This window comes from Bradyrhizobium ferriligni (assembly GCF_056837965.1).
In genome coordinates, this window is the sequence record NZ_JBXEJO010000021.1 from 91,755 (window position 1) to 117,724 (window position 25,970).

20 protein-coding genes and 1 pseudogene are annotated in these 25,970 nt (G+C 62.5%); 20 read left to right on the top strand and 1 reads right to left on the bottom strand.

The window, feature by feature from the left end; all coding sequences use genetic code 11:
• The first annotated feature begins 359 nt into the window (after positions 1 to 359).
• From AC1VNY_RS14855 to AC1VNY_RS14905, 11 genes are all read left to right on the top strand, one after another.
• Positions 360 to 2,486 (top strand): ParB/RepB/Spo0J family partition protein, encoded by a 2,127-nt coding sequence (locus AC1VNY_RS14855; protein ID WP_482405702.1) that lies wholly within the window; start codon positions 360 to 362, stop codon positions 2,484 to 2,486.
• A 287-nt stretch (positions 2,487 to 2,773) separates the two neighbouring features.
• Positions 2,774 to 7,099, top strand: coding sequence for a strawberry notch-like NTP hydrolase domain-containing protein (locus tag AC1VNY_RS14860; protein ID WP_482405703.1), 4,326 nt, complete (start codon positions 2,774 to 2,776; stop codon positions 7,097 to 7,099).
• Entirely contained in the window at positions 7,099 to 8,199 is a 1,101-nt protein-coding gene (locus tag AC1VNY_RS14865) for a DUF7146 domain-containing protein (RefSeq protein ID WP_482405704.1), read from the top strand. The genes AC1VNY_RS14860 and AC1VNY_RS14865 overlap by 1 nt, the downstream gene beginning before the upstream one ends.
• A gap of 337 nt (positions 8,200 to 8,536) precedes the next feature.
• The gene (locus tag AC1VNY_RS14870; RefSeq protein WP_482405705.1) at positions 8,537 to 9,460 is read left to right on the top strand and encodes a DUF2493 domain-containing protein; all 924 of its coding nucleotides are present in this window, start codon (positions 8,537 to 8,539) and stop codon (positions 9,458 to 9,460) included.
• 141 nt (positions 9,461 to 9,601) lie between these two features.
• Positions 9,602 to 10,033: a hypothetical protein gene (locus AC1VNY_RS14875; protein WP_482405706.1), complete on the top strand. Its 432-nt coding sequence runs from the start codon at positions 9,602 to 9,604 to the stop codon at positions 10,031 to 10,033.
• Between the two features lie 607 nt (positions 10,034 to 10,640).
• Complete coding sequence (locus AC1VNY_RS14880; RefSeq protein WP_482405707.1) at positions 10,641 to 10,961, top strand: DUF736 domain-containing protein; 321 nt, start codon at positions 10,641 to 10,643, stop codon at positions 10,959 to 10,961.
• 648 nt (positions 10,962 to 11,609) lie between these two features.
• Positions 11,610 to 11,750 (top strand): hypothetical protein, encoded by a 141-nt coding sequence (locus tag AC1VNY_RS14885; RefSeq protein WP_422110078.1) that lies wholly within the window; start codon positions 11,610 to 11,612, stop codon positions 11,748 to 11,750.
• A gap of 180 nt (positions 11,751 to 11,930) precedes the next feature.
• Positions 11,931 to 12,209, top strand: a complete 279-nt coding sequence (locus AC1VNY_RS14890; RefSeq protein WP_212058497.1) for a helix-turn-helix transcriptional regulator — start codon at positions 11,931 to 11,933, stop codon at positions 12,207 to 12,209.
• 191 nt (positions 12,210 to 12,400) lie between these two features.
• Positions 12,401 to 12,865, top strand: a complete 465-nt coding sequence (locus AC1VNY_RS14895) for a DUF2840 domain-containing protein (protein ID WP_194456097.1) — start codon at positions 12,401 to 12,403, stop codon at positions 12,863 to 12,865.
• Positions 12,862 to 13,374 (top strand): S26 family signal peptidase, encoded by a 513-nt coding sequence (locus AC1VNY_RS14900; RefSeq protein ID WP_482405708.1) that lies wholly within the window; start codon positions 12,862 to 12,864, stop codon positions 13,372 to 13,374. Before AC1VNY_RS14895 ends, AC1VNY_RS14900 begins: the two co-directional genes overlap by 4 nt.
• Before the next feature lie 200 nt (positions 13,375 to 13,574).
• Complete coding sequence (locus AC1VNY_RS14905; protein WP_482405709.1) at positions 13,575 to 14,288, top strand: lytic transglycosylase domain-containing protein; 714 nt, start codon at positions 13,575 to 13,577, stop codon at positions 14,286 to 14,288.
• A gap of 466 nt (positions 14,289 to 14,754) precedes the next feature.
• Here AC1VNY_RS14905 and tnpC read toward each other — a convergent pair whose 3' ends face one another.
• The gene (gene tnpC, locus AC1VNY_RS14910) at positions 14,755 to 15,495 is read right to left on the bottom strand and encodes an IS66 family transposase (protein WP_482405710.1); all 741 of its coding nucleotides are present in this window, start codon (positions 15,493 to 15,495) and stop codon (positions 14,755 to 14,757) included.
• A 430-nt stretch (positions 15,496 to 15,925) separates the two neighbouring features.
• On the opposite strand from tnpC, the gene AC1VNY_RS14915 reads away from it, so the two are divergent.
• The 9 genes and pseudogenes from AC1VNY_RS14915 to AC1VNY_RS14955 form a co-directional block, all read left to right on the top strand.
• Complete coding sequence (locus tag AC1VNY_RS14915) at positions 15,926 to 17,689, top strand: relaxase/mobilization nuclease domain-containing protein (RefSeq protein WP_482405711.1); 1,764 nt, start codon at positions 15,926 to 15,928, stop codon at positions 17,687 to 17,689.
• A 36-nt stretch (positions 17,690 to 17,725) separates the two neighbouring features.
• On the top strand, positions 17,726 to 19,714 hold the full coding sequence (locus AC1VNY_RS14920; RefSeq protein ID WP_482405712.1) for a conjugal transfer protein TraG: 1,989 nt from the start codon (positions 17,726 to 17,728) through the stop codon (positions 19,712 to 19,714).
• Positions 19,715 to 19,720: 6 nt separating this feature from the next.
• Positions 19,721 to 20,146 (top strand): CopG family transcriptional regulator, encoded by a 426-nt coding sequence (locus tag AC1VNY_RS14925; protein ID WP_194456090.1) that lies wholly within the window; start codon positions 19,721 to 19,723, stop codon positions 20,144 to 20,146.
• Positions 20,147 to 21,526 carry an MFS transporter gene (locus AC1VNY_RS14930; protein WP_482405713.1) on the top strand — a complete coding sequence of 460 codons (1,380 nt, stop codon included), beginning with the start codon at positions 20,147 to 20,149 and terminating at the stop codon, positions 21,524 to 21,526.
• A gap of 312 nt (positions 21,527 to 21,838) precedes the next feature.
• On the top strand, positions 21,839 to 22,753 hold the full coding sequence (gene trbB, locus AC1VNY_RS14935) for a P-type conjugative transfer ATPase TrbB (RefSeq protein WP_212058571.1): 915 nt from the start codon (positions 21,839 to 21,841) through the stop codon (positions 22,751 to 22,753).
• Between the two features lies 1 nt (position 22,754).
• A complete protein-coding gene (locus tag AC1VNY_RS14940; protein ID WP_212058505.1) occupies positions 22,755 to 23,081 on the top strand; it encodes a TrbC/VirB2 family type IV secretion system protein in 327 nt (108 codons plus the stop codon).
• Positions 23,081 to 23,344 carry a VirB3 family type IV secretion system protein gene (locus AC1VNY_RS14945; protein ID WP_018270310.1) on the top strand — a complete coding sequence of 88 codons (264 nt, stop codon included), beginning with the start codon at positions 23,081 to 23,083 and terminating at the stop codon, positions 23,342 to 23,344. The genes AC1VNY_RS14940 and AC1VNY_RS14945 overlap by 1 nt, the downstream gene beginning before the upstream one ends.
• 10 nt (positions 23,345 to 23,354) lie before the next feature.
• Positions 23,355 to 25,796, top strand: a complete 2,442-nt coding sequence (gene trbE, locus AC1VNY_RS14950) for a conjugal transfer protein TrbE (protein WP_482405714.1) — start codon at positions 23,355 to 23,357, stop codon at positions 25,794 to 25,796.
• Positions 25,793 to 25,970: pseudogene (locus AC1VNY_RS14955) on the top strand (P-type conjugative transfer protein TrbJ); the annotation flags it as partial. The gene trbE and the pseudogene AC1VNY_RS14955, both read left to right, overlap by 4 nt.

The window sequence follows — 25,970 nt, forward strand, 5'->3', positions numbered from 1 at the left end:
ATTCCGTTCGCCGGCTTGGCTCGTCTGCGCTTCCGGTTCACCAGCTCGGGGGCGCTGCCCTCTCGGGGAGACGTTGATTGCCGTCGCGGGCCGACAATTCCGCGGCGGCTCTTGGGCGGTAGCGCCGTCGACGAAACTCGCGGGTTTTCGTGCAGCACCGAAAGATGCACGCCAAGTGCCGCGATGCTCGCTTGGAATCCTTGCGCGGCCGCGTTCAGCTATCGGCCGATAGCGCGGCAGCCGCCAACCACCGCCATTGCGCCCGCAAAAAAGCGAGAGCGAGAGAGGGGCAAGCCTGTTCGTGAACGGGTTGGAGGCCGAGAGAGAGGCTCCCGGCCGCCCGTTTCGGAGAAACTGACATGGCAAAGGCCGTTCAGAAGATCAAGCTGTCGTCGTCGCGCGACATTCCCTTCAGCAAACTCGTCTTGAGCCAGAACAATGTACGGCGCCTCAAAGCCGGCATCTCGGTCGAGGATCTCGCCGAGGACATCGCTCGGCGCTCCCTGCTGCAAAGTCTCAACGTCCGGCCTGTCCTCGACGGCGAAGGCCGGGAAACCGGCATGTTCGAGGTGCCGGCCGGAGGTCGCCGCTATCGCGCGCTTGAGCTCCTGGTCAAGCAGAAGCGTCTGGCGAAAACCGCGCCGGTCCCATGCATCGTCAGTGACATGGGCGGCGAGATCACCGCGGAGGAAGACTCGCTCGCCGAGAACGTGCACCGCGTCGCGCTTCATCCCCTCGACCAGTTTCGCGCATTCCAGACCCTGCGCGAGCAAGGGCGGTCCGAGGAAGATGTCGCGGCCATCTTCTTTGTATCCGTCAACGTGGTGAAGCAGCGGCTGCGGCTTGCGGCGGTGTCCCCGAAGCTGCTCGAGGTTTACGCCGACGACGGCATGTCGCTCGAACAGTTGATGGCGTTCTCGGTTACCGCCGATCACGGCCGGCAGGAACAGGTCTGGGAGACCGTCAGCAAGTCGGGCTACGACGAGCCGTATCAGATCAGGCGCCTCCTGACCGAGCGTGCGGTGCGGGCGTCCGACAAGCGCGCGCGATTTGTCGGACTCGCCGCCTATGAAGCGGCCGGCGGCGACGTGCTGCACGATCTCTTCGAAGAAGATGGCGGCGGCTGGCTCGAGAACGTTGCGTTGCTGGAGCGTCTCGTGGCTGAGAAGTTGCGGACGGAAGCCGAGGCGATCGCCGCCGAAGGCTGGAAGTGGATCGAGATCACCGCCGCCGGCTTTCCCTACGGCCATGACCACGGGCTCCGTCGGCTCGACGCAAACGCGGCGGCTCTCACCGCCGAGGAGCAGGCGCGCTTCGATGCCATCCAGGCGGAATACGACGCGCTTCAGACAAGATTTGAAGGCGCTGACGAACTGCCACGCGAGGTGGACGCGCGGCTCGGCGAACTCGAGCAGGCGCTCGAAGCGTTCAACAACCGGCCGGACATCTTCGAGCCGGACCAGATGGTCAGGGCCGGCGTCTTCGTCAGTATCGATTGCGAAGGGCGGCTTTCTGTCAATCGCGGTTATGTCCGACCGGAGGACGAGGGGCCTGCGGCCAATGTCGAAGGCGAGCGAGGCACCAATGCACCGTTGACTGAACGGCAGGAGCCCGGTGCTTCGCTCCAGCGCACGACGATTTCGCTTGCCGGTGTATCGACCGGGCCGGAGGAGCATGATGAGGATGCGGCAAGGCCGTTGCCGGATCGGCTCATCACCGAATTGACGGCGCATCGTACGTTGGCATTACGCGATGCGCTGGCAGAAAATCCGGCAATCGCGTTCCAGGCGGTGCTGCACAACTTCGTGCTGGCGGCCTTTTACCGGTACGGATCGTCCGGCACGTGCCTTGAGATCGGACTTCGCACGCCGACCTTTCCCGCTCAAGCTCCCGGGCTCAGGGAAAGCGCATCTGCCAAGGCCGTCGAGGCCCGGCACGAATCCTGGAAGGCGCGGCTGCCCAAGAGCGAGAACGCTATCTGGGATGCGCTCACGGCCCTTGACGGTGCCGCACAGGCATCCCTGTTCGCTCATTGTGCATCATTTGCGGTCAACGCCGTCCATGAGCCGGCCAACCGTTACAATCAGGGCCGTGTCGGTGCTCATGGCGTCTGCTCTCGGCTCGACCAGGCCGATGTGCTGGCGCGCGCCGTCGGCCTCGACATGGTTCAGTCTGGCTGGAGACCGACCGTCGACAATTATCTCGGCCGCGTCACCAAGCCTCGTATCCTGGAGGCGGTGCGGGAGGCGCGAGGTGAATCGTCAGCGCAATTGATCGACCACCTGAAGAAGACCGAGATGGCCAGGGAGGCCGAGCGTCTTCTCGAGGGTTCGGGCTGGTTGCCGGAGCTGCTGCGCCTCGTCGACGCCACCGCCTCGCCAGTCGAACAGGAGGGGGAGGCTGGCTCGCTCCCCGAATTCCTCGCCGACAAAGGGCAGAAGGACAGTAGCGACGAGGCCGAACCACAGCTCGATGCCGCCGAATGATGCCTTGTCGCGGGACGGCTCCGGCCGTCCCGCACGCCTTCCATCGCACGTCTCATCCCGCGCCCGGCTTCATGCCGGGCTTCACGCCGTGAGGCTGGCGGCTCGCCCCACGCGGTGCCCGGCGGTGCAGTTCGTCTTGTCGCCCGCCGAATGTGACGGCGCGGCGGGAGGGCGCGCGGCCGCCTCCTGAGAGGCAGAGAGCGGCCGGGACGGGTTTGAGCCGGTCCGGTCCAGCGAGAGCGCCAGCCGGCTCGACCCGTTCCCGCTCTCCCGAAAGACATCCTGCCATGACCGAATCTTTCACCGGCGGCGCCGCCGCCGCGCCGCTCTCGATGCGTGCCGCTGCAAGTCTCACCTCTGCCGCCCTCCGCGCCGCACAACAGCTCTTGACCGAGCTCGAGCGCGGTCGTCGCATCGATGCCGCCGTGCTGCGCAGCGCCATGGAGGCTGCCTTCGCCGCCTCGGACGCCGCCGGCGCCTGGAATTGGAAGACCGCCTATGACGCCTGCGAGGCGGCGACCGTTCTATTCCTTCGCAAGTTCGGCCCGACCATGCGCGCCAAGGCGGGTTCGACGGCCGTCATGCTGCCGATGCTCGCAAGGATCGCGAGCTGTCTGCCGACCCATACGCGGCGTTCCGAGGATAGCCAGGCACTTCAACAATTCTCGACGCCGATTCCACTCGGCCTTGTTGCATCTGCGGCGGCGGGCGTTACGCCTGCCGATCGCGTTCTCGAGCCCTCAGCGGGGACAGGCTTGCTCGCGATCTTTGCCGAGCTTTCGGGCGGCGCCTTGGTGTTGAACGAGTTGGCCGAGGCGCGCGCGACATTGCTCGATCAGCTGTTCACCAACATCAAGGTCACCCGCTTCGACGCCGCCCAGATCGATGATCACCTCGAGGCGAGTGTCGCCCCGAGCGTCGTCTTGATGAACCCGCCGTTCTCGGCGATGGCGAATGTCGAACGACCGATGCCGGACGCAGCTCTCCGGCACATCACATCAGCTTTAGCGCGCCTTTGCGACGGCGGGCGTCTCGTCGCCATCGTGGGCGAGAGCCTTGCGCCGGATAATCCAGCATGGACGGAAGCCTTTGTTCGTCTCCAGGAATGCGCGCGAGTGGCGTTTTCTGCCGCCATTGACGGCGTCGTCTACGCCAAGCACGGAACACAAACGGACACAAGGCTGCTTGTGATCGACAAGCTGCCTGCGGCTGATCCGAAGGTCTTTCCTGCTTCACGGGGCATGGCGAGCGATGTCGCCACCTTGCTTGACTGGGTGGTCCAGCATGTACCTTCGAGGCTACCCGTCGTCACCGCGCCGGCTGCGGTCGACCTTATCCGTCGTCCAGCGAAGGCGAAATCGACTGCCGCCGCTGTAGCGGGTTCATCATCCACGGCGGGAAGCGCGGCGCCAGCAGGCTTGGAGCTCAACTACGAGACCGTCGAGTGGTCGCCGCCGGAAGGCGCCCGACTGACCGATGCGCTTTATGAGGAGTACGAATTGCGGTCGATCCGGATTTCCGGATCGCATCCACATCCGACCAAACTCGTGCAGTCCGCGGCGATGGCATCCGTCGCGCCACCGAAGCCGACCTACCGTCCGCATCTGCCGCCACGTGTGGTGACAGATGGACTTCTGTCGGACGCTCAGCTCGAGAGCGTCATTTATGCCGGCGGAGCACATTCCGAATTCCTGGCAGGCTCCTGGACGGTCGATCCGACCTTTGATGTTGTGGCCGCCGCGTGCGAGGACGCTCAGAATGCCATCCGCTTTCGCCGCGGCTGGTTCTTGGGCGATGGCACCGGCGCGGGCAAAGGTCGGCAGGTCGGCGGAATCCTGCTCGACAATTGGCTCAAGGGCCGCCGCCGTGCGGTCTGGATCAGCAAATCCGACAAGCTGATCGAAGATGCCCAGCGCGACTGGTCGGCGCTCGGCATGGAGCGCCTGCTTGTGACGCCGCTGTCCCGGTTTCGCCAGGGTACTGCGATCCGGCTTTCGGAAGGCATCCTTTTTACCACCTATGCCACGCTACGCTCCGACGAGCGTGGCGAGAAGCTTTCGCGTGTCAGCCAGATCGTTGAATGGTTGGGCTCCGACTTCGACGGAGTGATCATCTTCGACGAGAGCCACGCCATGCAGAATGCGGTCGGGGGCAAGGGCGCGCGCGGCGACCAGGCGGCCTCTCAGCAGGGGCGCGCGGGCCTGAGGCTCCAGCACGCCTTGCCGAATGCTCGGGTGGTCTATGTGTCGGCGACGGGCGCCACCACGGTGCACAACCTCGCTTATGCGCAACGCCTCGGGCTCTGGGGCGGCGCCGACTTCCCGTTCGCCACGCGCGCCGAGTTCGTCGAGGCGATCGAGGAGGGTGGGGTGGCGGCCATGGAGGTCCTGGCTCGTGATCTAAAGGCGCTCGGTCTCTATGCCGCCCGCTCGCTGTCTTATGAGGGCGTCGAGTACGAGCTTGTCGAGCACCAGCTTACATCCGAGCAGGTTCGCATCTACGACGCCTACGCTGACGCGTTCAGCATCATCCATAACAATCTCGACGCCGCGATGCGGGCCGCCAACATCACCGGCGAAACCGGAACGCTGAACGGACAGGCTAGATCGGCGGCGCGATCCGCCTTCGAAAGCGCCAAGCAGCGCTTCTTCGGGCATCTGTTGACCTCGATGAAGACGCCTTCGCTGATCCGATCGATCGAGCGTGATCTCGACGCCGGCCATGCCGCGGTGATTCAGATCGTCTCGACGGGCGAAGCGCTGATGGAGCGTCGGCTGGCCGAGATTCCGACCGAAGACTGGGGCGATGTCCAGGTTGACATTACGCCCCGCGAGTATGTGCTCGACTATCTCGCTTTTTCCTTCCCGGTGCAGCTCTACGAGCCCTTCACTGATTCGCAGGGTAATCTTTGCTCGCGGCCTGTCTATTGCGACGGCCAGCCGGTCGAGAGCCGGGAGGCTGTCTTGCGCCGCGATCGCTTGATCGAAAAGCTCGCTTCGCTGCCGCCTGTTCCTGGGGCGTTGGACCAGGTCATCCAGCGTTTCGGCACCGACATGGTCGCCGAAGTGACCGGCCGTTCGCGCCGCATCGTTCGCAAGCATGGCCGATTGATGGTCGAAAGCCGAGCGGGCTCGGCGAACCTCGCGGAAACCTCGGCCTTCATGGATGACGTCAAGCGCATCCTCGTGTTCTCCGACGCGGGCGGCACGGGAAGGAGCTACCATGCCGAACTGTCGGCCCAAAATCGCCGGTTGCGGGTCCATTACCTGCTCGAGCCCGGCTGGAAGGCTGACGCCGCGATCCAGGGGCTTGGCCGGACCAACCGGACCAATCAGGCGCAGCCGCCGCTGTTTCGTCCCATCGCGACAGATGTGAAGGCCGAAAAGCGCTTTCTCAGCACCATTGCACGCCGGCTCGACACGCTGGGCGCGATCACGCGCGGTCAGCGCCAGACCGGAGGGCAGGGCCTGTTCCGGCCGGAGGACAATCTCGAAAGCCGGTACGGGCGTGATGCCTTGCGTCAACTCTACACGTTGCTCGTTCGCGGCAAGGTCGACGGCTGCTCGCTCGAGAGGTTCGAGGATGCGACCGGCCTGCAACTGACCGATGCCAATGGGCTGAGGGATGAGCTGCCGCCGATCACGACCTTCCTCAATCGTTTGCTGGCGCTCACCATCGACTTACAGAACGTCCTGTTCACCGTCTTCGAACAGCTCTTGACGGCTCGGATCGAGGGCGCGGTTGCTTCCGGCACCTATGACATTGGGCTGGAAACGCTCCGCGCCGAGAGCTTTGTCGTCTGCGACCGGCGGACGATCTACACCCATCCCGGCACCGGGGCGGAGACCCGCCTGCTTACGCTGGCCCAGCGCCAGCGCAATCATCCCTTGAGTCTTGATGAGGCTCTTGCTCGGCTTTCCGATCATCGCGCGATCCTGTTGCGCAATGAACGCTCGGACCGTGCGGCCGTGCAGCTCCCGGCCCCAAGTTTCATGCTCGACGACGGCGAGATCGAGCGGCGCATCCGCCTGATACGGCCGATGGAGCAGCACAGCGTCCCCCTCAACATGATGAGGGAAAGCCATTGGACCGAATCGGATCGCGAACGCTTTACCGCCGCCTGGCTGGCGGAGCTCGCCGAGGTACCCGAGTTCACGGAGAGTACGATCCACGTTGTTGCCGGCTTGCTGTTACCCATCTGGAAGCGGCTGCCGAACGAATCGACACGCGTCTATCGTCTCCAGACCGATGCGGGCGAACGCATCATCGGCCGCAAGGTCTCGGCCGGCTGGGTCGCGAACGTCCTCGCGGCGGATGCGCCTTCGATGACGCCGGACGCTGCCTTTGCCGCGCTGATGGAAGGACAGGTCGTTCTCGATCTTGCCGAAGATCTCCAGCTTCGCCGTGTCCGATTGATGGGCGCAACCCGCATCGAACTGTCGGGATTCAGCGACACGATGCGCGATCGCCTGCGGGCTTACGGTCTGTTCGGGGAGATCATCTCGTGGAAGCTGCGCATGTTCGTGCCCACGGACGCAAGCGGCGTGGAGGTGCTGGCGAAGCTGCTCGACAGCTACCCGGTCGCGCGCGTTGGTGGACGGGAGGCCGCGTGATGCCCCGCGACGCCGCCGAATTGGTACGCCGCCTCGCGCGCGAGGCCGAGGCGGTATGCCGGCACTATCTCTCCAATGGCAAGCGGGCCGGACGGTACTGGGTGGTCGGCGACGTCCACAACACGCCGGGCCGTTCGCTATTCGTACGGCTCCAGGAATCGCCGAAGGGGCCCGCCGGCAAGTGGACCGATGCCGCGACCGGAGAACATGGTGACCTCCTCGACGTCATCCGCGAAAGCCTGGCCTTGCGTGGCTTTCGCGAGGCGGCCGAGGAGGCGAGACGCTTTCTGAAGCTGCCTCGTTCCGAGCGGCAACCTGCGCCGGAAGTCTTTGGTCCAGCAATGCCGGCCGGATCGCAGGAAGCCGCCCGTCGCCTCTTTGCCATATCCAGCCCGATCGGCGGTACGGTGGTTGAAACGTATTTGCAGCGTCGCGGAATAGCCCGCATCCACCATGGCGGCAGCTTGCGCTTCCACCCACGTTGTTATTATCGACCGGACGAGCATTTGCCGACCGAAACATGGCCCGCGATGATAGCCTGCGTCACGGACCTCGATGGGCGGATATCCGGCGTGCATCGCACCTGGCTCGATCCAGACGGCTTTGATCGCGTCCGGCTCGGCAAGGCTCCTGTCGACACGCCACGACGCGCCATGGGCGACCTGCTCGGCAATGCCGTTCGTTTCGGCCTGGTGGACGACGTGCTCGCTGCCGGCGAGGGCATCGAGACCATGCTGTCGCTGCGTTACGTCCTGCCGACCTTGCCGATGACCGCGGCGCTCTCGGCCAATCACCTCTCGGCCATGTTGCTGCCGTCTGGGCTACGTCGACTCTATATCGCCCGCGACGCCGATGCCGCCGGCGATGTCGTACAGGCTAACCTTACCCAGCGCGCGGAAGATGCCGGCATTGAAGCGATCGCGCTGTCGCCTCGACTGGGCGACTTCAATGAAGATCTGCACATCTTCGGCCCTGAGGCGCTCCGAGCAGCGTTGCGGCTTCAACTCGTACCAGAAGACGTCGCTCGCTTTCTGCATTCGCCAACGCTCGCCGCGGAAAAAGCCGCTATCGTTCGATCGACCGCGATGGATCGGTCGTAGATTGGGGCAATGCCGGAAGAGCACGCGACCACGGCCTTCTAGAGGGCGATCGGACGGCAAGCGGTTCAGGCCGGCAATGGCTGCGTCCGGCTATTTTCCGCCGCGCGCAGGGGATGAGAAGGCACGCCAGCGATTTGACCAGCGCGCTTTGCATCGCGAAGCAAAATAGCCGGCCTCCGCCATCCTCCGCTGTCGCTTCGGCCCTCCGCTTCCGCCTACGCCCTAGCGGGCTTCGGCGGACTAGCCGCTCCGGGTTCTGGCCCGCTCCGCCCGCCGTCTGGGTGATCGCCACGAAGGCCGCGATGGGCGCGGCCAATCCGGCAAAGGACCTATTCCCATGACCGAGCACGACGACATCGAACCGCCGCAGGCCACGTCTCCGACCGACCACGTTCTGAGCGAATTGCAGCTCTTCGGCTATCGTCCCTTCGACGACCAGCCAGATCCAAGACCGCTTCCCGAGGGGAAGACGATCGCATGTGCCATCGTCGATATGTTCGACGCCTTGGTTGCCACGCTGAGCGATACCCGGCTTGAGCCGGACCTCGACGAGCTCCTTTGGTCGACCGTCAACCTGTTCCATCGTGCCGTCGACCGCATCGAACGCCAGCTCGACGACAATGAACAAGCTCAGCACAAGAGCCAACGGGAACAGAACGGGTCGGAGGTGCGATCGGTCGAGCTTGAGCGCCTGACGGCCGAGGGCATCACGCTGATCGAGCGCCGAAATTGCATGGAAATCTTCCGCGATCAGGCGATCGAACGATTTGAGGTCCACACCGGCTCGTCCTGGCGTCCTCGGTCGGGCTCCCTGGTCAACCACCGCACGCTCACCGCAGCGATGATCGACTCCCGCGACTTCATCGCCGCCAAGCGTCGTTCCGAGACCGAGATCATGTTGCCGCCAGGAGTGAAGATCGCACTCACCGGCGGGCTAGACTTCAACGACCACCGCCTCATCTGGGATCGACTCGACAAGGTTCACGCCAAGCATCCCGACATGGTCCTGCTCCATGGCGGCTCGCCCAAAGGGGCCGAATTGATCGCTTCCAAATGGGCGACCACCCGCAAGGTGCCCCAGATCGCCTTCAAGCCCGATTGGACGAAGCATGCCAAGGCGGCACCCTTCAAGCGCAATGACGCCATGCTCGAACTCCTGCCGATCGGCGTCATGCACTTTCCGGGTACAGGGATTCAGGACAACCTCGCCGACAAGGCGAGGCGTTTCGGCATCCCCGTCTGGAGATTCGGCGGCGCGTGAGCGCCGTCTTCTCGCCTGCAAACCATCGAGGCGGAGTTGTACGCGCCGCAACTCCGCCTCGTTCAGACCTTACATCCGAAGTTGCGCCGTGGTGGTGGTGGAAGGCGCGACTTGCAAATCCATGCAAATGGAGTCGCCACCATGCCCGCCCTTGGGCTTGTTCTCAACGTATTCGGCATCGGTTTGTTCTGCTGGGCGGTTCTCGCGCTGGCAGCGTATGCCTTGCCGTTTTTCGTCGCACTCAATTTCGGGATGATAGCATTCCATGGTGGCGCCGGCGTCATAGGCGCGCTGCTCGTTGCAATTGCCGCCGGCGCGCTGACATTTGCCGTCGGTGAGACCACCTTTGCTGCTAGCCGATCCGTGGCCCTGCGCGTCATGATCGCGACCATATTCGCTGTTCCAGCTGCCATCGCCGGCTACAATGTGGTGCTCGCGCTTTCGCAGATCGCAGTGCCGTCGCCGGCTTGGCGTGAGGCCTTCGCTTGCCTCGGCGCGTTTTGCGTTGGCGGCACGACGTGGACGCGCTTGACCGTGCTTGGTCGCGGAGACCCGCCTGTTCGAGCCGGCTAGACGTGGAGCAACCGCCTCAACCGTTCTCACGGCCGCCGTGCACGAGGGATGATCCTTCGTCACCTTCCTCGTCGAACAGGTTCGTCCGGATCGCCATATTGAATGCGGGGTCAAGGTGATGAGAGCGAGAAGTAACGCGGCACCTCATCAGTGCGCTTCGACCAGGCTGCAGCAATCTCGGCCTAAGCCCACTCGTCGCGGTGGCGCATTGCGCGCTCTCGATCGTTCTTTTATCGACGATACCGCCCTTTGCGGCAGATTGTTTGTCTTTCTTCGCTGAATCGTTCCAACATCTTGTGCAGCTGAACCGAGATTCGCCAGTCTTCTCCTTGAGATTGTGCTTCAGCACGCGGACGCACGTGGCCTCCTTGATGGCTTGATCTGGCCGAAGACCGGCTTCGCCTCGATCGTCTGAGCCGCAACGCCGTTGATGCGACTTTCTTCCCCTGGGCTTCGCCCATTCCTCGCGAGGCAAGAAAGTCGCCTCAAACGCCGTCCTCCGCTGTGCTCCGGCCCGCGGGCGGGTGCGTCGCCGATCGTCCTCGGCCCTTAGATCGCCATCGAGGCCGCGGTGGTCGCGGGCTCGAAACACAACAGGAGAAGTGACATGGCTAACATCGGTTCTTTCAAGAAGGTAGGCAACGATTTCCAGGGCGAGATTGTCACCCTGAGCCTGCAAGCCAAGGGCGTCCGCATCGTCGCCGAGACCAACCGCTCCAACGACAATGCTCCGAGCCACCGCATCTATGTGGGCCGGGCCGAGATCGGCGCAGCCTGGTTGAAGCGCTCCGAAGAGGGCCGCGATTACCTCTCGCTCAAGCTCGACGACCCCTCGTTCAACGCACCGATCTACGCGAACCTGTTCGACGACGACGGCGGCGAGGGCTACACGCTGCTGTGGTCGCGCCCGCGCAAGAACGGCGAGTGAGTTGAGCCGAGTGCGCGCCCCGCTCATCCGGCGGGGCGCGTCGCGGCTGGCCAGAGGCGGCGTACGAAGCCGCACCGCCTCTCGAGCAGGTCTCCCGGCTCGATTCCAATGCTTCAACAATTTGTCCGAGCCCGGTGGCGCTTGGTGAGACATCGCCGCAGTCGATGGCGTCGGCATAACGGGCGCCTAAACCCACTCGCTCTGTCAGTTCCCCTGTCATTTGTAGATCGTGGCGTTTCCGACGCAGGTTTACAGCCACGGGTCTTTTTGAGATCCGTGGCGATATGGGAACTGAGCAGGAACGGTTCGTTCCTGCTGCTGTCCAAACATTTTATCGTTTGTCACAACACTATGAGCGCGAGCCGACCTCTGGTCGCGGCAACCGCATAGGCTGTTTCCCGCAATTCAGCGTCGCGGCCACGGCTCGATCTTGCAGCCGGCCAGCATGCGGTGCTCATCGGTTCGGTGGAGCATCGCATCCGGTCCAAAAAGCCACCGGTGATCGGTGGTCATATGCAGCGCCGAATTGACGCTTGATGGCGGTTTTCGACGCATGGGCAATATGCAGGCCGGACGGTTCTGGCGCGTGTTGTACGGCCGCGCGCCAGGGCCACCTTTCATCAATTGTCCAAACATCGCCGCGAGCGCGTGAGCGCCGCTATCCGCGCGCCCGACGCGCATACTGCCGGTGGCAGCTATCGCATCATCGCCGACGTGCTGTTCGGCAAGCAACGATCCCCGATCTACGCAATCGAACGATCCGACGGCTGCAGAACGGCCTCGCGCTGATGCGCGGCGGCTATCGCAAGCTTCTGCGATCCGAGCGCGAGAACGAATAGGTCTTCCGTAGGGGTATCGAAAATTACCCCCTCATCTTCGGCATCCCCCTAAGCACTTCCGCTCCGCGATTGTGGCCGTCGACGCGCGGCGAACCTCGCTCGCGCTCCAGACGATCACGGAGCTTTTCTAATGTCCGATCTGAACGCGGATAAGCTGCCGCGGTACCTTCGCACGTCCGAAGCGGCGCGCTTTTTGAGTTTGTCCGGTCGCACGTTGGAAAAACATCGAACGTACGGAACCGGTCCGGAATATCACAAAATCGGCGGGCGTGTGGTCTACTCAGTAGCCGACCTGACAGCCTGGGCCAAACTGGGCAGGAAGAAATCGACCTCCGATCCCGGTGCCGGCACCGTACTGCCTGCAAAGCGGCATGCGCCAATTCCCTATGCGGGCAAAGAGCGGCGCTAAGCCATGTCCGTCAGCAAATCCCCAGCGTACCACCGCCGCTCCGAGCGCAAGCCGCTTGACCTGTTTCGTGCGCTTCCTAGCGATCTCGCGCCGCGCCGGATCGCCAGTCCTGCTCACCTTCAGAAGCGGCACACGCGCTTCACCAAGCCCAAAGCATACGGATCCCAGTTCGAGCTTCAGGGAGCGGCGGCATGAGCGATCTCACCGAAGTGGAAGTGCTGTGGCTCGAAAAGCGTATTGAAAACCGCATTCGTTTCGGTCGCATTGTCAAAGAACGGAAGCTCGATCGCCACCGGCGTATCCTGTCATTTGCAGCTGGCGGCATCTTTGCTTTTGTCCGTTGGACCTCCAACGACTTTGGTACGGTCATTTCGCGGATCGACATCTTGCGCGCAGTCGCAGCGGGACAGCGCTGCTCGACCGTGCCCTATGTGACGCCGGGCGGAGAGATTTTGCTGCGACTCTCCGGCTGGCCTAAGGTCGAACGGGTGCTGCAGATGATCGACGCGATCGATGCGCTGGGCATCGATCCGGCTGATGTAGCGCCCGATCATTGGCATCACGTTCACAATCGCCTGTCCGTCAACGAAAACCCGCGTCCCTACACGAAGGGCCGCCACCAGGCTTGGCTCCATCGTCAAAGAGTGATGCGATGACGAGCCGCCTGTTGACGTTGGCCACGACGTTTGCCGTTGCTGCCGCTCTTGTCGCGACGATCGCTCTGGAGCCGCTGCCGATCTACATTTGGAATGCATCGGCAAGCGTGCCGATCGGTCTCTATGGCTTACGACCAGCGAAGCACTTCTTTGTTACAGAGCTGGTCGCCGTTCAGCCGCCGGAACCGCTTGCGACCTTTCTCGACTTCAACGGCTATCTGCCGCTCGGCGTCCCTATGCTTAAGCGAATCTTGGCGCTGCCCGGGCAGACGGTCTGCAGAAGCGGAACCGCGATTTCGGTCGACGACATTGCAATGGGCGAGGCGCGGGATCGCGACGGACGCGGCCGGCCGCTGCCGAAATGGCAGGGGTGCCGCGTCGTCGGAGACGGCGAGCTCTTTGTCATGAATTGGCAGTCGGACGGCTCCCTTGACGGCCGATATTTCGGACTTCTTCCGGCCTCGGCCGTGATCGGCCGTGCCATCCCGCTGTGGACGTGGGAGGACTGATCGTGCGGGTTTCACGTGGTCGCCACGCCATTCTTCTGTTCGATCGATTGGGGGACCATTCCTGCGTCCCGGTCTTCTGCAAAGCCGACGCGTGCGGCGGCGGTCCAAGGCGGCCGAACGGCCGACGTGAAGCAGCTTTACGCTGGACGGGCGCGAACTCGCCATCTTTGGTTCGACCGGGCGTGCGTGTTTGCGCTGTCGTGTCACTGCTGCTCATTTTGACTGCGTCGCATAGTGTTGGTCTGGCCGAGAATGGATCGACTACCGTTCGAGCGGCCTCTCAGGCGAGCAAGCCGTTTGCAGCTTTCGTCTACGAAGCGTCAAAACGCTTTGCAGTTCCGGAAAACTTGATCAGTTCAGTCATTAGCATCGAAAGCGCTGGTGACGTACAAGCGAAGTCGCCAAAGGGCGCAATCGGCCTGATGCAGATCATGCCGGCGACCTGGGTGGAACTTCGCGAACGCTATCATCTCGGCAGCGATCCCTACGATCCGCGCAACAACATTCTGGCCGGCACGGCATATCTCCGCGAACTGCTCGACCGCTATGGTTCGCCCGGGGCGTTTGCCGCGTACAACGCGGGGCCAACTTGCTACGACGGGCATCTCGCGGGCGGTCAGTTGTCAGACGAGACGCGAGTATATGTGGCCAAGCTTGCAAATCTGCTTGGCATCGAACTGCCAGCAACTTGGGCCGCAAGCCAGCAGCCATCAGCAGTCGTCGCGCGAACTGATCTAGTCAAGGCTGCGATCGGAAGCCGGCGTTCCTGTTCTCGAGCGGCGCAACGACTGCAAACGCATCGCGAGATGCTTCGCAGATGGTCCCCAAAGCCACTGACGTATTTGTTGCCCGGCCGAACTCGGGAGCCGCGCGATGATCGGTTGTGCAGCTTGGGAAACGATCGCGTGGTTTAGCGGGGGAAACGGTCGGAGAGCTGGGACTGGTGGCAACACAACCGTATGCGTCCGTGGGCTGCACGAGACGTCGGGTCTGGACGTGCCCAACCGCCTCACGTGGCAATACTCCGAGTCTGAGAACTCCTACTCTGTGCGGGACGCAGCTATGGCAGCTTCCGCTTTCGCGATCACTGCTTGGGCCCGCTCTATCGCGGCATGGAATTCCTCGCTCTTCCAGGTATCAACCGAATGGCCGTCGTCGAACGACTTGTCTGTGGCGTCTTGCGTGCGTGAGACCAACTCACGAAGAGCCGCAATCGCCTCGGAGAGCAGCTTGGTATTTGGCCCGTTTCGGGAAGACTGCGTCACCTCTATAACCCCATCGCATCGCATCTTTGGAACATTGTGTAATATCGTTACAAAGGACGACAATTGCAATTACCCGGGGTCTCATGTTCGTCGTTTAGCGAGAGCCCGGCTTTGCTCAGGCGTTGCCAGCGGCGGGTCCCGCGGAGCTCCTGTTCCACGGCAGGAGTTCGTCGAGGCGGTTGATGGGATGTCCGTCGACCATGCGCTGCAGCACGTCGCGCAGGTATGTGTAAAGCCCGACGTCGTTGAGCTTGCACGTTTCAATGAGCGAACAGAGGATAGCCCATCGTTCCCGACCGCCATCGCTCCCGGCGAAGAGATTGTTCTTGCGTCCGAACGCCACGGGTCGGATCGTCCGGTCGACGGGATTCGTGTCAGGTTCGATGCAGCCGTCAGGGAGGAAGCGGGTCAATCCAACCCAGCGCGACAGTGCATAACCGATCACTTCGCCGAGATTGCTGCGGCCGGACAGTTGAAGGAGCTGCACCTCGAGCGAAAAGCGAAAATTGTCAACGATCGGCTTGGCGAATGCGCGCCGCGTCGCCAGCCGATGCGCTGGCGAGTCACCACGTACCTGCGCTTCGACGGCATAGAGGCTAGCGATGCGACGCAGGGCCTCGTACGTGACGAGCGTGTCCTCCGATTGCGCAACCTGGTAGAACGTGTGCTCGGCGTGCGCCCAACACGCGAGGATGATGTTTCCGGCGTCAGTCAGCCGATCGAATCCCGCGTATCGGTCGATGTGCAGAACGCCCTTGAAGTGCGTCAGATGCGCAGCCGGGCCCTCCGCCTTCCGGTCGGGCGCGAACACATAACCTGCAGGCCCAGCCCAGCTCCGTTGATCGCGGGCATTCATCCAGCCGTCAGGGCTTGGTGCACCCTCGGCTCGGAGACGAGAGCGCCGGACTGCTTGGACAGCCCTGATTACCAACCTGATGAAGAGCATCCGGCGGTCCAAGTGCTGAACGCGAAGGAACGCATGGACCCCGCCTGGTGAATGGGATCACAAGCGCGGTGTGGTGACGTCTGTCCGTTGTCGATGCAGGGAGCCCTGTCATGGCTGAAGTGCGAAGAGTCAAAGGAAAGCGTAGGAATGAGTTGACTTTGAACGCCCGATTAGGAAGGCGAGATAAAAGGGGCTCGCCGGTCGAACCGCAAGCCATTGACATGGCTTGGGTTCTGGCGTGCCGGTCGGTCGCGGCGCGTGCCGCGCCTTGCATCTTTAACAATGCAATCAAGGACAATCTCGGCACTGTAGGCGCTTTCGCCCGCCTGGAGGGCCGCCTGTGACCGCGGCCGATAGCGACCTGCGTATTCGGCCTGGGCGCATTCGCAGCACGCGCGCGCCGAAGCCGAAGAGTTTCATCAACCAGGTGCTGCGGGCGGCGAAGAAAGCAGGGCACACCTCGGGGCAGGCTGTGGCCGGCAGGCGTTCGGCGGCCTATGGGCGCTCGACGTTTGGCCGCGGGCGCCTCGCCTTCAGCCGCGCCAGATTGTTCAGCCCGACGCGGCGCGTTGTGGTGAAGGCGCGCGTGGTTCGGCATAAAGGGCGAGCCTTCCGTTCAGCACCACTGACCGCCCACCTCTCATATCTGAAGCGCGACGGCGTGACTCGGGGTGGTGAGCGGGCCGAGATGTTCGATGCGGGTAGCGACCGCGCCGATAGCGCGGCTTTCGCAGAACGGTGCAAGGACGACCGGCATCATTTCAAATTCATCGTCTCACCGGAGGATGCCGGCGACATGAACGACCTGCGCGCCTTTACCCGCGATCTCGCCACGCAGATGGAGACCGATCTCGCCACGCGGCTCGATTGGGTGGCTATCGATCATTGGAATACCGATAACCCCCACGTTCATATTCTCGTTCGAGGAGTAGATGAGGAAGGGGCGGATCTCGTGATCTCCCGCGACTACATCAGCAGGGGACTGCGCTCACGCGCCGAGGAACTGGTCGCCATCGAACTGGGGCCAAAACCGGAGCATGAGATTCGCAATTCGCTGGAGCGGGAAGTCACGGCGGAACGATGGACGCGGCTCGATCGGGAGATCCGGCTGATGGCAGACGAGACCGGCACTATCGATCTTCGCCCAGAGAATCCCGGCAGGTCCGACCCCGAGATCCGGCGCCTGATGGTCGGTCGCCTTCAACAACTGGAGAAGATGGGCCTGGCCGCATCCGCGCTACCTGGGGAATGGATGGTAGGGCTCGAGGCCGAGCGTAGCTTGCGCGACCTCGGCATGCGCGGCGATATCATCAAGACCATGCACCGCGCCTTTACCGAGCGCGGGGAAGCGCGCGGCGTTGCCGACTTCGTCATCGACGGCGGACAGCCGACATCCCAGATTATCGGACGACTGGTCGATCGTGGATTGCACGACGAACTGACCGGCGAGGCCTACGCCACGATCGATGGAACAGACGGACGCGCTCACCACGTGCGCTTTCGAGGGCTCGAGGCCTTCGAACATGCGCCACCGGTCGGCGGCATCGTCGAAGTCCGACTTTTCGGTCAAGCCGGCGATCCGCCTCCCACCCTGGTGCTCGCGCCCCGTTCCGATATCGATCTTGGGGCGCAGGTCACCGCCAAGGGCGCGACCTGGCTCGACCACCGGCTCGTCGAACGCGATCCGATGCCGCTCGCCATGGGCGGATTCGGCCGTGAGACCCGCGATGCCATGGAAGCCCGGACCGAGCATCTGGTTCAGGAGGGCCTGGCTCGGCGGCAAGGCCAACGCATCATCTTGCAGCGAGACCTCCTGAACACATTACGCCGACGCGAACTCGAGGAGGTGGCAACAAAGGTGTCGGCCGACACCGGTCTACCTCACATGAAGGCCGCCTCCGGGGCGCATGTGGCGGGCACGTATCGCCAGCGACTGACGCTCACCTCGGGACGATTCGCCATGATCGATAATGGGCTCGGCTTCCAACTCGTGCCCTGGTCGCGTGAACTCGAAAAGAGGCTCGGCCGGCACGTCGCCGGCGTCGTGAAGGACGGCGGCGGCATCGAATGGGACCTTGGCCGCAAGCGCGACCTTGGCCTCTAGCAATCTCTCCAATTTAGTTGCGGAAGGGCGTTTGGGATGTCCGGAACCAAAATCCTCTGGGGACAGGTCATCGTTGTCGGCCTGATCGTTTTGTTGGCCATCTGGGGAGCCACCGAGTGGACGGCCTGGCGACTCGCCTGGCAACCGGAGCTTGGGCGGCCCTGGTTCGAACTATTGGGCTTCAAGATCTATTACCCGCCAATCTTCTTCTGGTGGTGGTTCGTCTACGACGCCTACGCGCCTCAAATCTTTGTCGAGGGGGCCTTCATCGCGGCGTCAGGGACCTTCGTGTCGATCGCGGTGGCGATCGGCATGTCGGTGTGGCGCGCGCGTGAAGCCAAGAACGTCGAAACCTATGGTTCGGCGCGCTGGGCTGATGCCGAAGAGGTTCGAGCGGCCGGACTTCTCGGTCCGGATGGCGTTGTGCTTGGCAAACTTGACCGCGACTACCTCCGCCATGACGGACCGGAACACGTACTGTGTTTTGCACCTACCCGGTCGGGCAAAGGTGTCGGTCTCGTCGTCCCCTCATTGCTGGCATGGTCGGGCTCGGCTATCGTCCACGACATCAAAGGTGAGAACTGGCAACTGACCGCGGGCTTTCGCTCTCGTCACGGCCGCGTCCTGCTGTTCGACCCGACCAACCCGAAGTCCTCAGCTTACAACCCGCTCATCGAGGTCCGGCGCGGGGAACGGGAGGTTCGCGACGTCCAGAACGTCGCCGACGTCCTGGTCGACCCCGAAGGCTCGCTCGACAAGCGGAACCATTGGGAGAAGACCAGTCATTCGCTTCTGGTCGGCGCCATACTCCATGTCCTCTATTCCGAGACAGACAAGACCTTGGCCGGCGTCGCAGCTTTTCTTTCCGACCCGAAGCGGCCGATCGAAGCCACTCTAAAGGCGATGATGACCGCTCGGCACCTCGGCGAACAGGGCGCTCATCCCGTGGTCGCATCGACCGCGCGCGAACTCCTCAATAAGTCGGAAAATGAACGTTCTGGTGTCCTGTCCACGGCGATGTCGTTTCTCGGGCTGTACCGTGATCCCGTGGTGGCCCAGGTGACCTGCCGTTGCGATTGGCGGATCGCCGATCTGATCGCAGATAGCCACCCTACAACGTTGTATCTCGTAGTGCCGCCATCCGATATCTCACGGACCAAGCCGTTGATCCGTCTGGTGCTGAACCAGATTGGTCGTCGCCTAACCGAGGACCTGCACGCCTGCGACCGCCGGCATCGAGTCCTGATGATGCTCGACGAGTTCCCAGCGCTTGGGCGGCTCGATTTTTTCGAGTCCGCGCTCGCCTTCATGGCGGGGTACGGCATCAAGAGCTTCTTGATCGCGCAATCGCTCAATCAGATCGAGAAGGCCTATGGGCCTAACAACGCCATCCTCGACAACTGCCACGTCCGCGTCAGCTTCGCGACCAACGACGAGCGGACGGCCAAACGTGTGTCCGACGCCTTGGGTACGGCGACCGAGATGCGGGCCATGAAGAACTACGCCGGGCACAGGTTGAACCCTTGGCTCGGTCACCTCATGGTCTCGCGCCAGGAGACGGCAAGGCCGCTTTTGACCCCGGGCGAAGTCATGCAGCTTCCGCCGATGGACGAGATCGTCATGGTGGCGGGCACGCCGCCGATCCGGGCGAAGAAGGTCCGCTACTACGAGGATCAGCGCTTCACCGAGCGGGTTCTGCCGCCGCCCGATCCGGCAAGGGCCGGCCGATCATCGCGAACGGACGGATGGTCAGTGCGCGGAGCGCCGAAGCCGACGGGAGGTCCAACCGACAAGGCCGCGGAGGCCGAGGAAGACACGGCGAACAGCGGGCTCCGTCGTGAGCCGGAACTCCCCGATCACATCGCGATCGCCAAGGAGACGACCGAACCGACACCGGTAGAAGAATTTGCCGCCGTTCTTGACGATGACGAGGATGCGGTCCGTCAGTCCCGGCTCATACGGCAACAGATGCGCGGTGTCTCCCGTCAAGTCGCTATGGACCCGAATGACGGTATGGAGCTCTGAGGCAATATGCGCGACCGGATGAACGTGTATTTCCCGCCCGAGCTTCTGAGGCAGATTTCCGATCTTGCCGATCGCAAGAAGCTTTCGCGGTCTGCGATCGTGGAAGCGGCCGTCGCTTCGTTTCTGTCACCGGATGGAGCGGACAGGCGGGAGGCAGCATTTACCCGTCGTCTGGATCGGCTTTCCCGTCAGATGCAGAGGCTGGAACGCGACGTTGGTTTGACGGCCGAGACCTTGGCCCTCTTCATTCGTTTTTGGCTGACGATCACGCCACCGTTGCCCAACGATGCGCAAGCGGCCGCTCAAGCAAAGGGAAGGGAGCGCTTTGAGGGATTTGTCGAGGCGCTCGGGCGTCGTTTGCAAAAGGGGCAAAGCTTTCTGCGCGAGATTCCAGAAGATATCCGCCGTCAGGAATCGGCAGAAGAAGGCTGATTGAACCATGTCGATAGACCGTTTCGCCGCTCTTTCTTTTTCTACGCCAGCCTACGACTTCAGCGATTTAGCCGAACCGACAAAAGCTGGACGCGCTATCGGCTCGAGCGAGCTGAGAGCAAAGGGGCCAGCATGCAAATCTCAACAGCATGGCGTCGAATCGCGCGCGTTTTTCTCCCTTTTGCAGCTGGGTACTATCTCTCATATCTGTTTCGAACGATCAACGCTCTGATCGCCAGCCATCTCAGCTCGGACACCGGGCTTGGGACTGCCGACCTCGGGTTGCTTACGTCAGTCTATTTTCTTGTTCTCGCGGTGGCCCAGATCCCCGTCGGTTTATTGTTGGACCACTTTGGTCCGCGTCGCGTCCAGAGCGTTCTGCTCTTGCTCGCAGCAGTGGGCGGCGGACTGTTTTCGGTATCGACTGGCTTCCTGTCGCTTTTGATCGCGCGCGCAATGATCGGGCTTGGCGTAGCGGCGGCACTGACTGCAGGACTGAAGTCGATCATCCTTTGGTTTCCTAGGGAACGAGTTGCCTTGCTGAACGGCTATATGATCATGCTGGGGTCGCTAGGAGCGGTGACCGCGACGGCTCCCGTCGAACACCTGCTGACTTCGATGGGCTGGCGGCAGCTCTTCGAGATTTTGGCAGTCGCGACCGCTACGACGGCCATTCTCATCTATCTCGTGGTGCCTGAACGAAGCGCAGCCCCATCAACAGCTTCCGCCACCCTGAGCTCCGTTTTCAGCGATCGGCGCTTTTGGCGAATGGCCCCATTGTCGGCGACTTGCATTGGATCGGCTTGGTCTCTGCAGGGATTATGGGCATCGCCATGGCTGACCGACGTAGAGGGGTTTGATCGCGCAAGCCTCGTGAGCCAGCTTTTCATTATGTCGATCGTACTTAGCGCGGGTGCCTGGTTGTTCGGTATGACGGTCCATTACGTCAAACGAAGGGGAATCGGGGCGGAGACAATATTGGCGATGGTTGCGGTACTATTTATCGCAGCCGAGTTTGCCTTGATCCTTCGAGCGTCTCTGCCATCTATCTTGCCCTGGTCTGTTGTCGCAATTGTCGGAACGGCAACCGTGGTCAGCTTCGCCGTGATAGCGGATTACTTTCCGCCGGAGCTTGCCGGTCGTGCCAACGGCGCCTTGAACGTCTTGCACTTTGGTTGGGCGTTTCTAGCACAATACGCGACAGGTCTTATCCTGGAGCAATGGTCTGCGAATGATGGCCATAGGCCCGTCCAAGCCTATCAAGTAGCGTTCGGTCTCAACGTAGCACTGCAGATCGTGACATTGCTCTGGTTCGCGCTGCCTTGGTTCCGGGCCTTTGCGTCATGGGTGGGGTCAATCCTCTCTCGACATGTCGGCTAGCGCCTTCGAACCTGTCGAGTCAGTTGGCTTGTACGAGAATTCGGCCATCCTCCTGCCTCCGGATGACGATGCGGAGTGGTGAGCAGCAACTCGCAGCGAACCCATACGATTGAGTAGGCGTCAAATATCGCCTCTCAATCTTTCTTTTTCTACGCCGGTCTACGATCATCGAAAGCGCTTGTTGCGCCAAGTCCATTGGTGCCTTTTCTAATCGTCCCCATCTGAGGGGCCCTCTGTGGAGGCCCTCATTCGGTGGGGGCGACGGTGGCAATCCATTCCTTTCAATCGGAGGCGAATTCGCGCGGTGCGCGAATGCTGCGTAGTGCGCTTGGCCCAGCGATCGCCGGATACCTCGAGGATGAATCGATCATCGAGGTAATGCTCAACCCAGATGGGCGGCTGTGGATCGACCGGTTGTCGCAAGGCCTGACCGATACAGGCCAAACTCTGTCCGCAGTGGATGGCGAGCGCATTGTTCGCCTGGTTGCGCACCACGTAAGCGCCGAGGTGCATGCCGGCGCGCCACGGGTCTCGGCCGAATTGCCTGGGACCGGCGAACGCTTCGAGGGGCTCTTGCCCCCGGTCGTTGCAGCACCGGCCTTTGCTATCCGCAAGGCCGCCGTCGCCGTGTTTACGCTGGATGACTACGTCGCCAAAGAGATCATGACCCCGGAACAGGCCAACATCCTGAAGAGCGCAGTCGTCTCACGCAAGAACATCCTCGTCGCCGGCGGGACATCGACCGGCAAGACAACATTGACGAATGCGCTCTTGGCCGAGGTGGCAAAGACTTCTGATCGGGTCGTGCTGATCGAAGATACCCGCGAACTTCAGTGCAAAGCGCCCAATCTCGTCGCTTTGCGTACCAAAGATGGCGTGGCCACGCTATCGGACCTCGTTCGCTCCTCGCTGCGACTGCGTCCTGACCGGATTCCAGTCGGCGAAGTTCGCGGTGCCGAAGCACTCGATCTGCTCAAGGCTTGGGGCACCGGCCACCCCGGGGGCATCGGCACCATCCATGCGGGTACTGCGCTCGGTGCCCTGCGGCGGCTCGAGCAACTGATCCAGGAAGCCGTCATCACGGTTCCGCGCGCCCTGATCGCTGAGACCATCAACCTCGTTGCTGTGCTTGCGGGGCGCGGCGCTGACCGTCGCCTCGCCGAGCTTGCCCTCGTCACCGGGCTAGGGGCCGCCGGCGACTACGACCTTTCATCAGCAGGAGACTGACATGCGTCCGCAATTTCGTTTTCGTCGAGATGCCGCTTCACTGGCCATGTCCGGGATGCTTCTTTTGGCGTCGGCACCGGCATGGGCTGCCGGATCGAACATGCCGTGGGAACAGCCACTCAATCAGATCTTGCAGTCAGTTGAAGGTCCGGTCGCCAAGATCATCGCCGTCATCATCATTGTCGTGACCGGGCTCACGCTCGCGTTCGGAGACTCGTCAGGTGGTTTCCGCAGGCTGATCCAGATCGTGTTCGGTCTGTCGATCGCGTTTGCCGCCTCGAGTTTCTTCCTTTCGTTCTTCTCCTTCGGCGGCGGCGTGGTGATCTGATGGATGAACCGGTCACAGGCTTTGTCGTGCTCGTTCATCGCGCGCTCACTGAGCCAATCCTGATGGGCGGCGCGCCACGGTCGGTCGCGATCGTCAACGGCACGCTTGCTGCAGCCCTGGGGCTCGGACTTCGGCTCTGGATCGCGGGCCTTGTCCTCTGGTTCATCGGCCACATGGCCGCCGTCTGGGCAGCCAAGCGCGATCCTGCCTTTGTCGACGTCGTGCGCCGACATCTTCGCATTCCCGGCCATCTCAACGCCTGAGCTCTCTACCATGATGAACCTTGCCGAATACCGCCATTCCAACGCGCGTCTTGCCGACTACTTGCCGTGGGCCGCCCTCGTCGACGAGGGTATCATCCTGAACAAGGACGGCTCGTTTCAACGGACAGCAAAGTTCCGGGGGCCTGACCTCGACAGTGCGGTGCCGGCTGAACTTGTCGCCGTCGCCGGCCGTCTGAACAACGCCCTGCGCCGCCTCGGATCAGGCTGGGCCGTATTCGTCGAGGCGCAGCGCCATTTTGCCGGGGCCTATCCTCCGAGCACATTTCCGGATGTCGCATCCGCACTGGTCGACGCCGAGCGCAGAGCTCAGTTTGAAGAGGCGGGTGCCCACTACGAGTCCAGCTACTTCTTGACCTTCCTCTATCTGCCCCCCGAGGAAGGAGCCGCCAAGGCAGAGCGACTTCTTTACGAGGGTCGCGACCGCGCCGTTGGGGCCGCTGCTCACGAGGTACTCCGCGGTTTTATCGATCAAACCAACCGCGTGCTTCAACTCGTTAAAGGATTTATGCCCGAATGCGCCTGGCTCGATGATCAATACACGCTGACCTACCTGCACTCGACAATCTCGACCAAGCGTCATCGGGTTCGGGTGCCCGAAATTCCCATGTACATCGATGCGCTCTTGGCCGACCAGCCGTTGACCGGCGGGCTAGAGCCGATGTTGGGCTCAGCCAATCTTCGGGTCCTAACGATTGTTGGCTTTCCGGGCGCCACGACTCCGGGAATCCTAGACGACCTGAATCGCCTGCCATTCTCTTATCGTTGGTCGACCCGGGCGATCATGCTCGACAAGACCGACGCCACCAAGCTGCTGACCAAGATTCGGCGGCAGTGGTTCGCCAAGCGAAAGTCGATTGGCGCCATTCTCAAGGAGGTCATGACGAACGAGGCGTCGACGCTGCTCGATACCGACGCCCACAACAAGGCGCTTGATGCCGACGCGGCGTTGCAGGAACTGGGGTCCGATCAGATCGGACAAGCCTTTGTCACGGCGACCATCACAGTCTGGGACCGGGATCCTGGTGCTGCCGATGAAAAGCTGCGGCTGGTCGAGAAGGTCGTTCAGGGCCGCGATTTCACCTGCATGATCGAGACCGTGAACGCCGTCGAAGCCTGGCTCGGCAGTCTGCCCGGGCACGTCTACGCCAACGTGCGTCAGCCGCCGGTTTCGACCCTCAACCTCGCCCATATGATTCCGATTTCCGCCATATGGGCCGGCGAGGCGAGGGATCTGCACTTCAAGGGTCCGCCCCTCCTGTTCGGCAAGACCGAGGGATCGACCCCATTCCGATTCTCCCTCCACGTCGGCGACGTCGGCCATACCCTTGTGGTCGGACCGACGGGGGCCGGCAAGTCGGTACTGCTCGCTCTGATGGCACTGCAATTCCGCCGTTACCCGAACTCTCAGGTCTTTGCGTTCGATTTCGGTGGTTCGATCCGGGCGGCCGCGCTCGGCATGGGCGGCGACTGGCATGATTTGGGCGGCGCTTTGTCTGACGGAAGTGATCGGCCCGTCGCGCTGCAGCCGCTGGCTTGGATCGATGATCCTTCAGAGCGCGGATGGGCCACCGAATGGATCTGCGCGATCCTGGCACGGGAAAAGATCGAGATCACCCCGGAGGTCAAGGATCATCTGTGGTCGGCGCTGACGTCTCTCGCCTCGGCGCCGATGCAGGAACGCACCCTGACGGGGCTGTCAGTCCTCATCCAATCCAACTCCCTGAAACGTGCCCTGCAACCCTATTGCCTGGGTGGTCCCTCAGGGCGCCTGCTCGATGCCGAATTCGAGCGCCTTGGCGAAGCGTCGGTCCAGGCGTTTGAGACCGAAGGCTTGATCGGAACGAGCGCGGCGCCGGCCGTGCTGGCGTACCTTTTCCATCGTATTGGGGATCGTCTCGATGGTCGGCCGACACTCCTGATTGTCGATGAGGGTTGGCTTGCCCTCGATGACGAGGATTTCGCGGGGCAACTCCGGGAATGGCTCAAGACGCTTCGGAAAAAGAATGCCTCCGTCATCTTCGCCACCCAGTCGCTCTCGGATATCGACGGCTCCGCGATCGCGCCGGCGATCATCGAAAGCTGCCCAACTCGCTTGTTGCTGCCGAACGAACGGGCGATCGAACCGCAAATCACCGCCATCTACCGCCGCTTCGGCCTCAATGACCGCCAGATCGAGTTATTGAGTCGGGCAACGCCAAAACGCGACTATTACTGCCAGTCCCGTCGCGGCAACCGGATGTTCGAACTCGGGCTTGGTGAGGTTGCGCTCGCATTCAGCGCGGCCTCTTCCAAGACAGACCAGGCCGCCATTGCGCAGCTCCTCGCCGAACATGGACCTGACGGCTTCGTGCCGGCCTGGCTCCAACACCGTGGCGTCGCCTGGGCCACAGATCTGATTCCCAATCTTGTCAATCTGGAGAAATCGCCATGAGGCGTCTTGCCCTACTGGCCGCAGCCGGTGTCACCGCGCTGGCGCTTGGCGTTACGATCCCCGCACGGGCGCTGATCGTTTTCGATCCCAACAACTACGTTCAGAATGTGCTGACCGCCGCGCGGGAGCTCCAGCAGATCAACAACCAGATCACCTCGTTGCAGAACGAGGCGC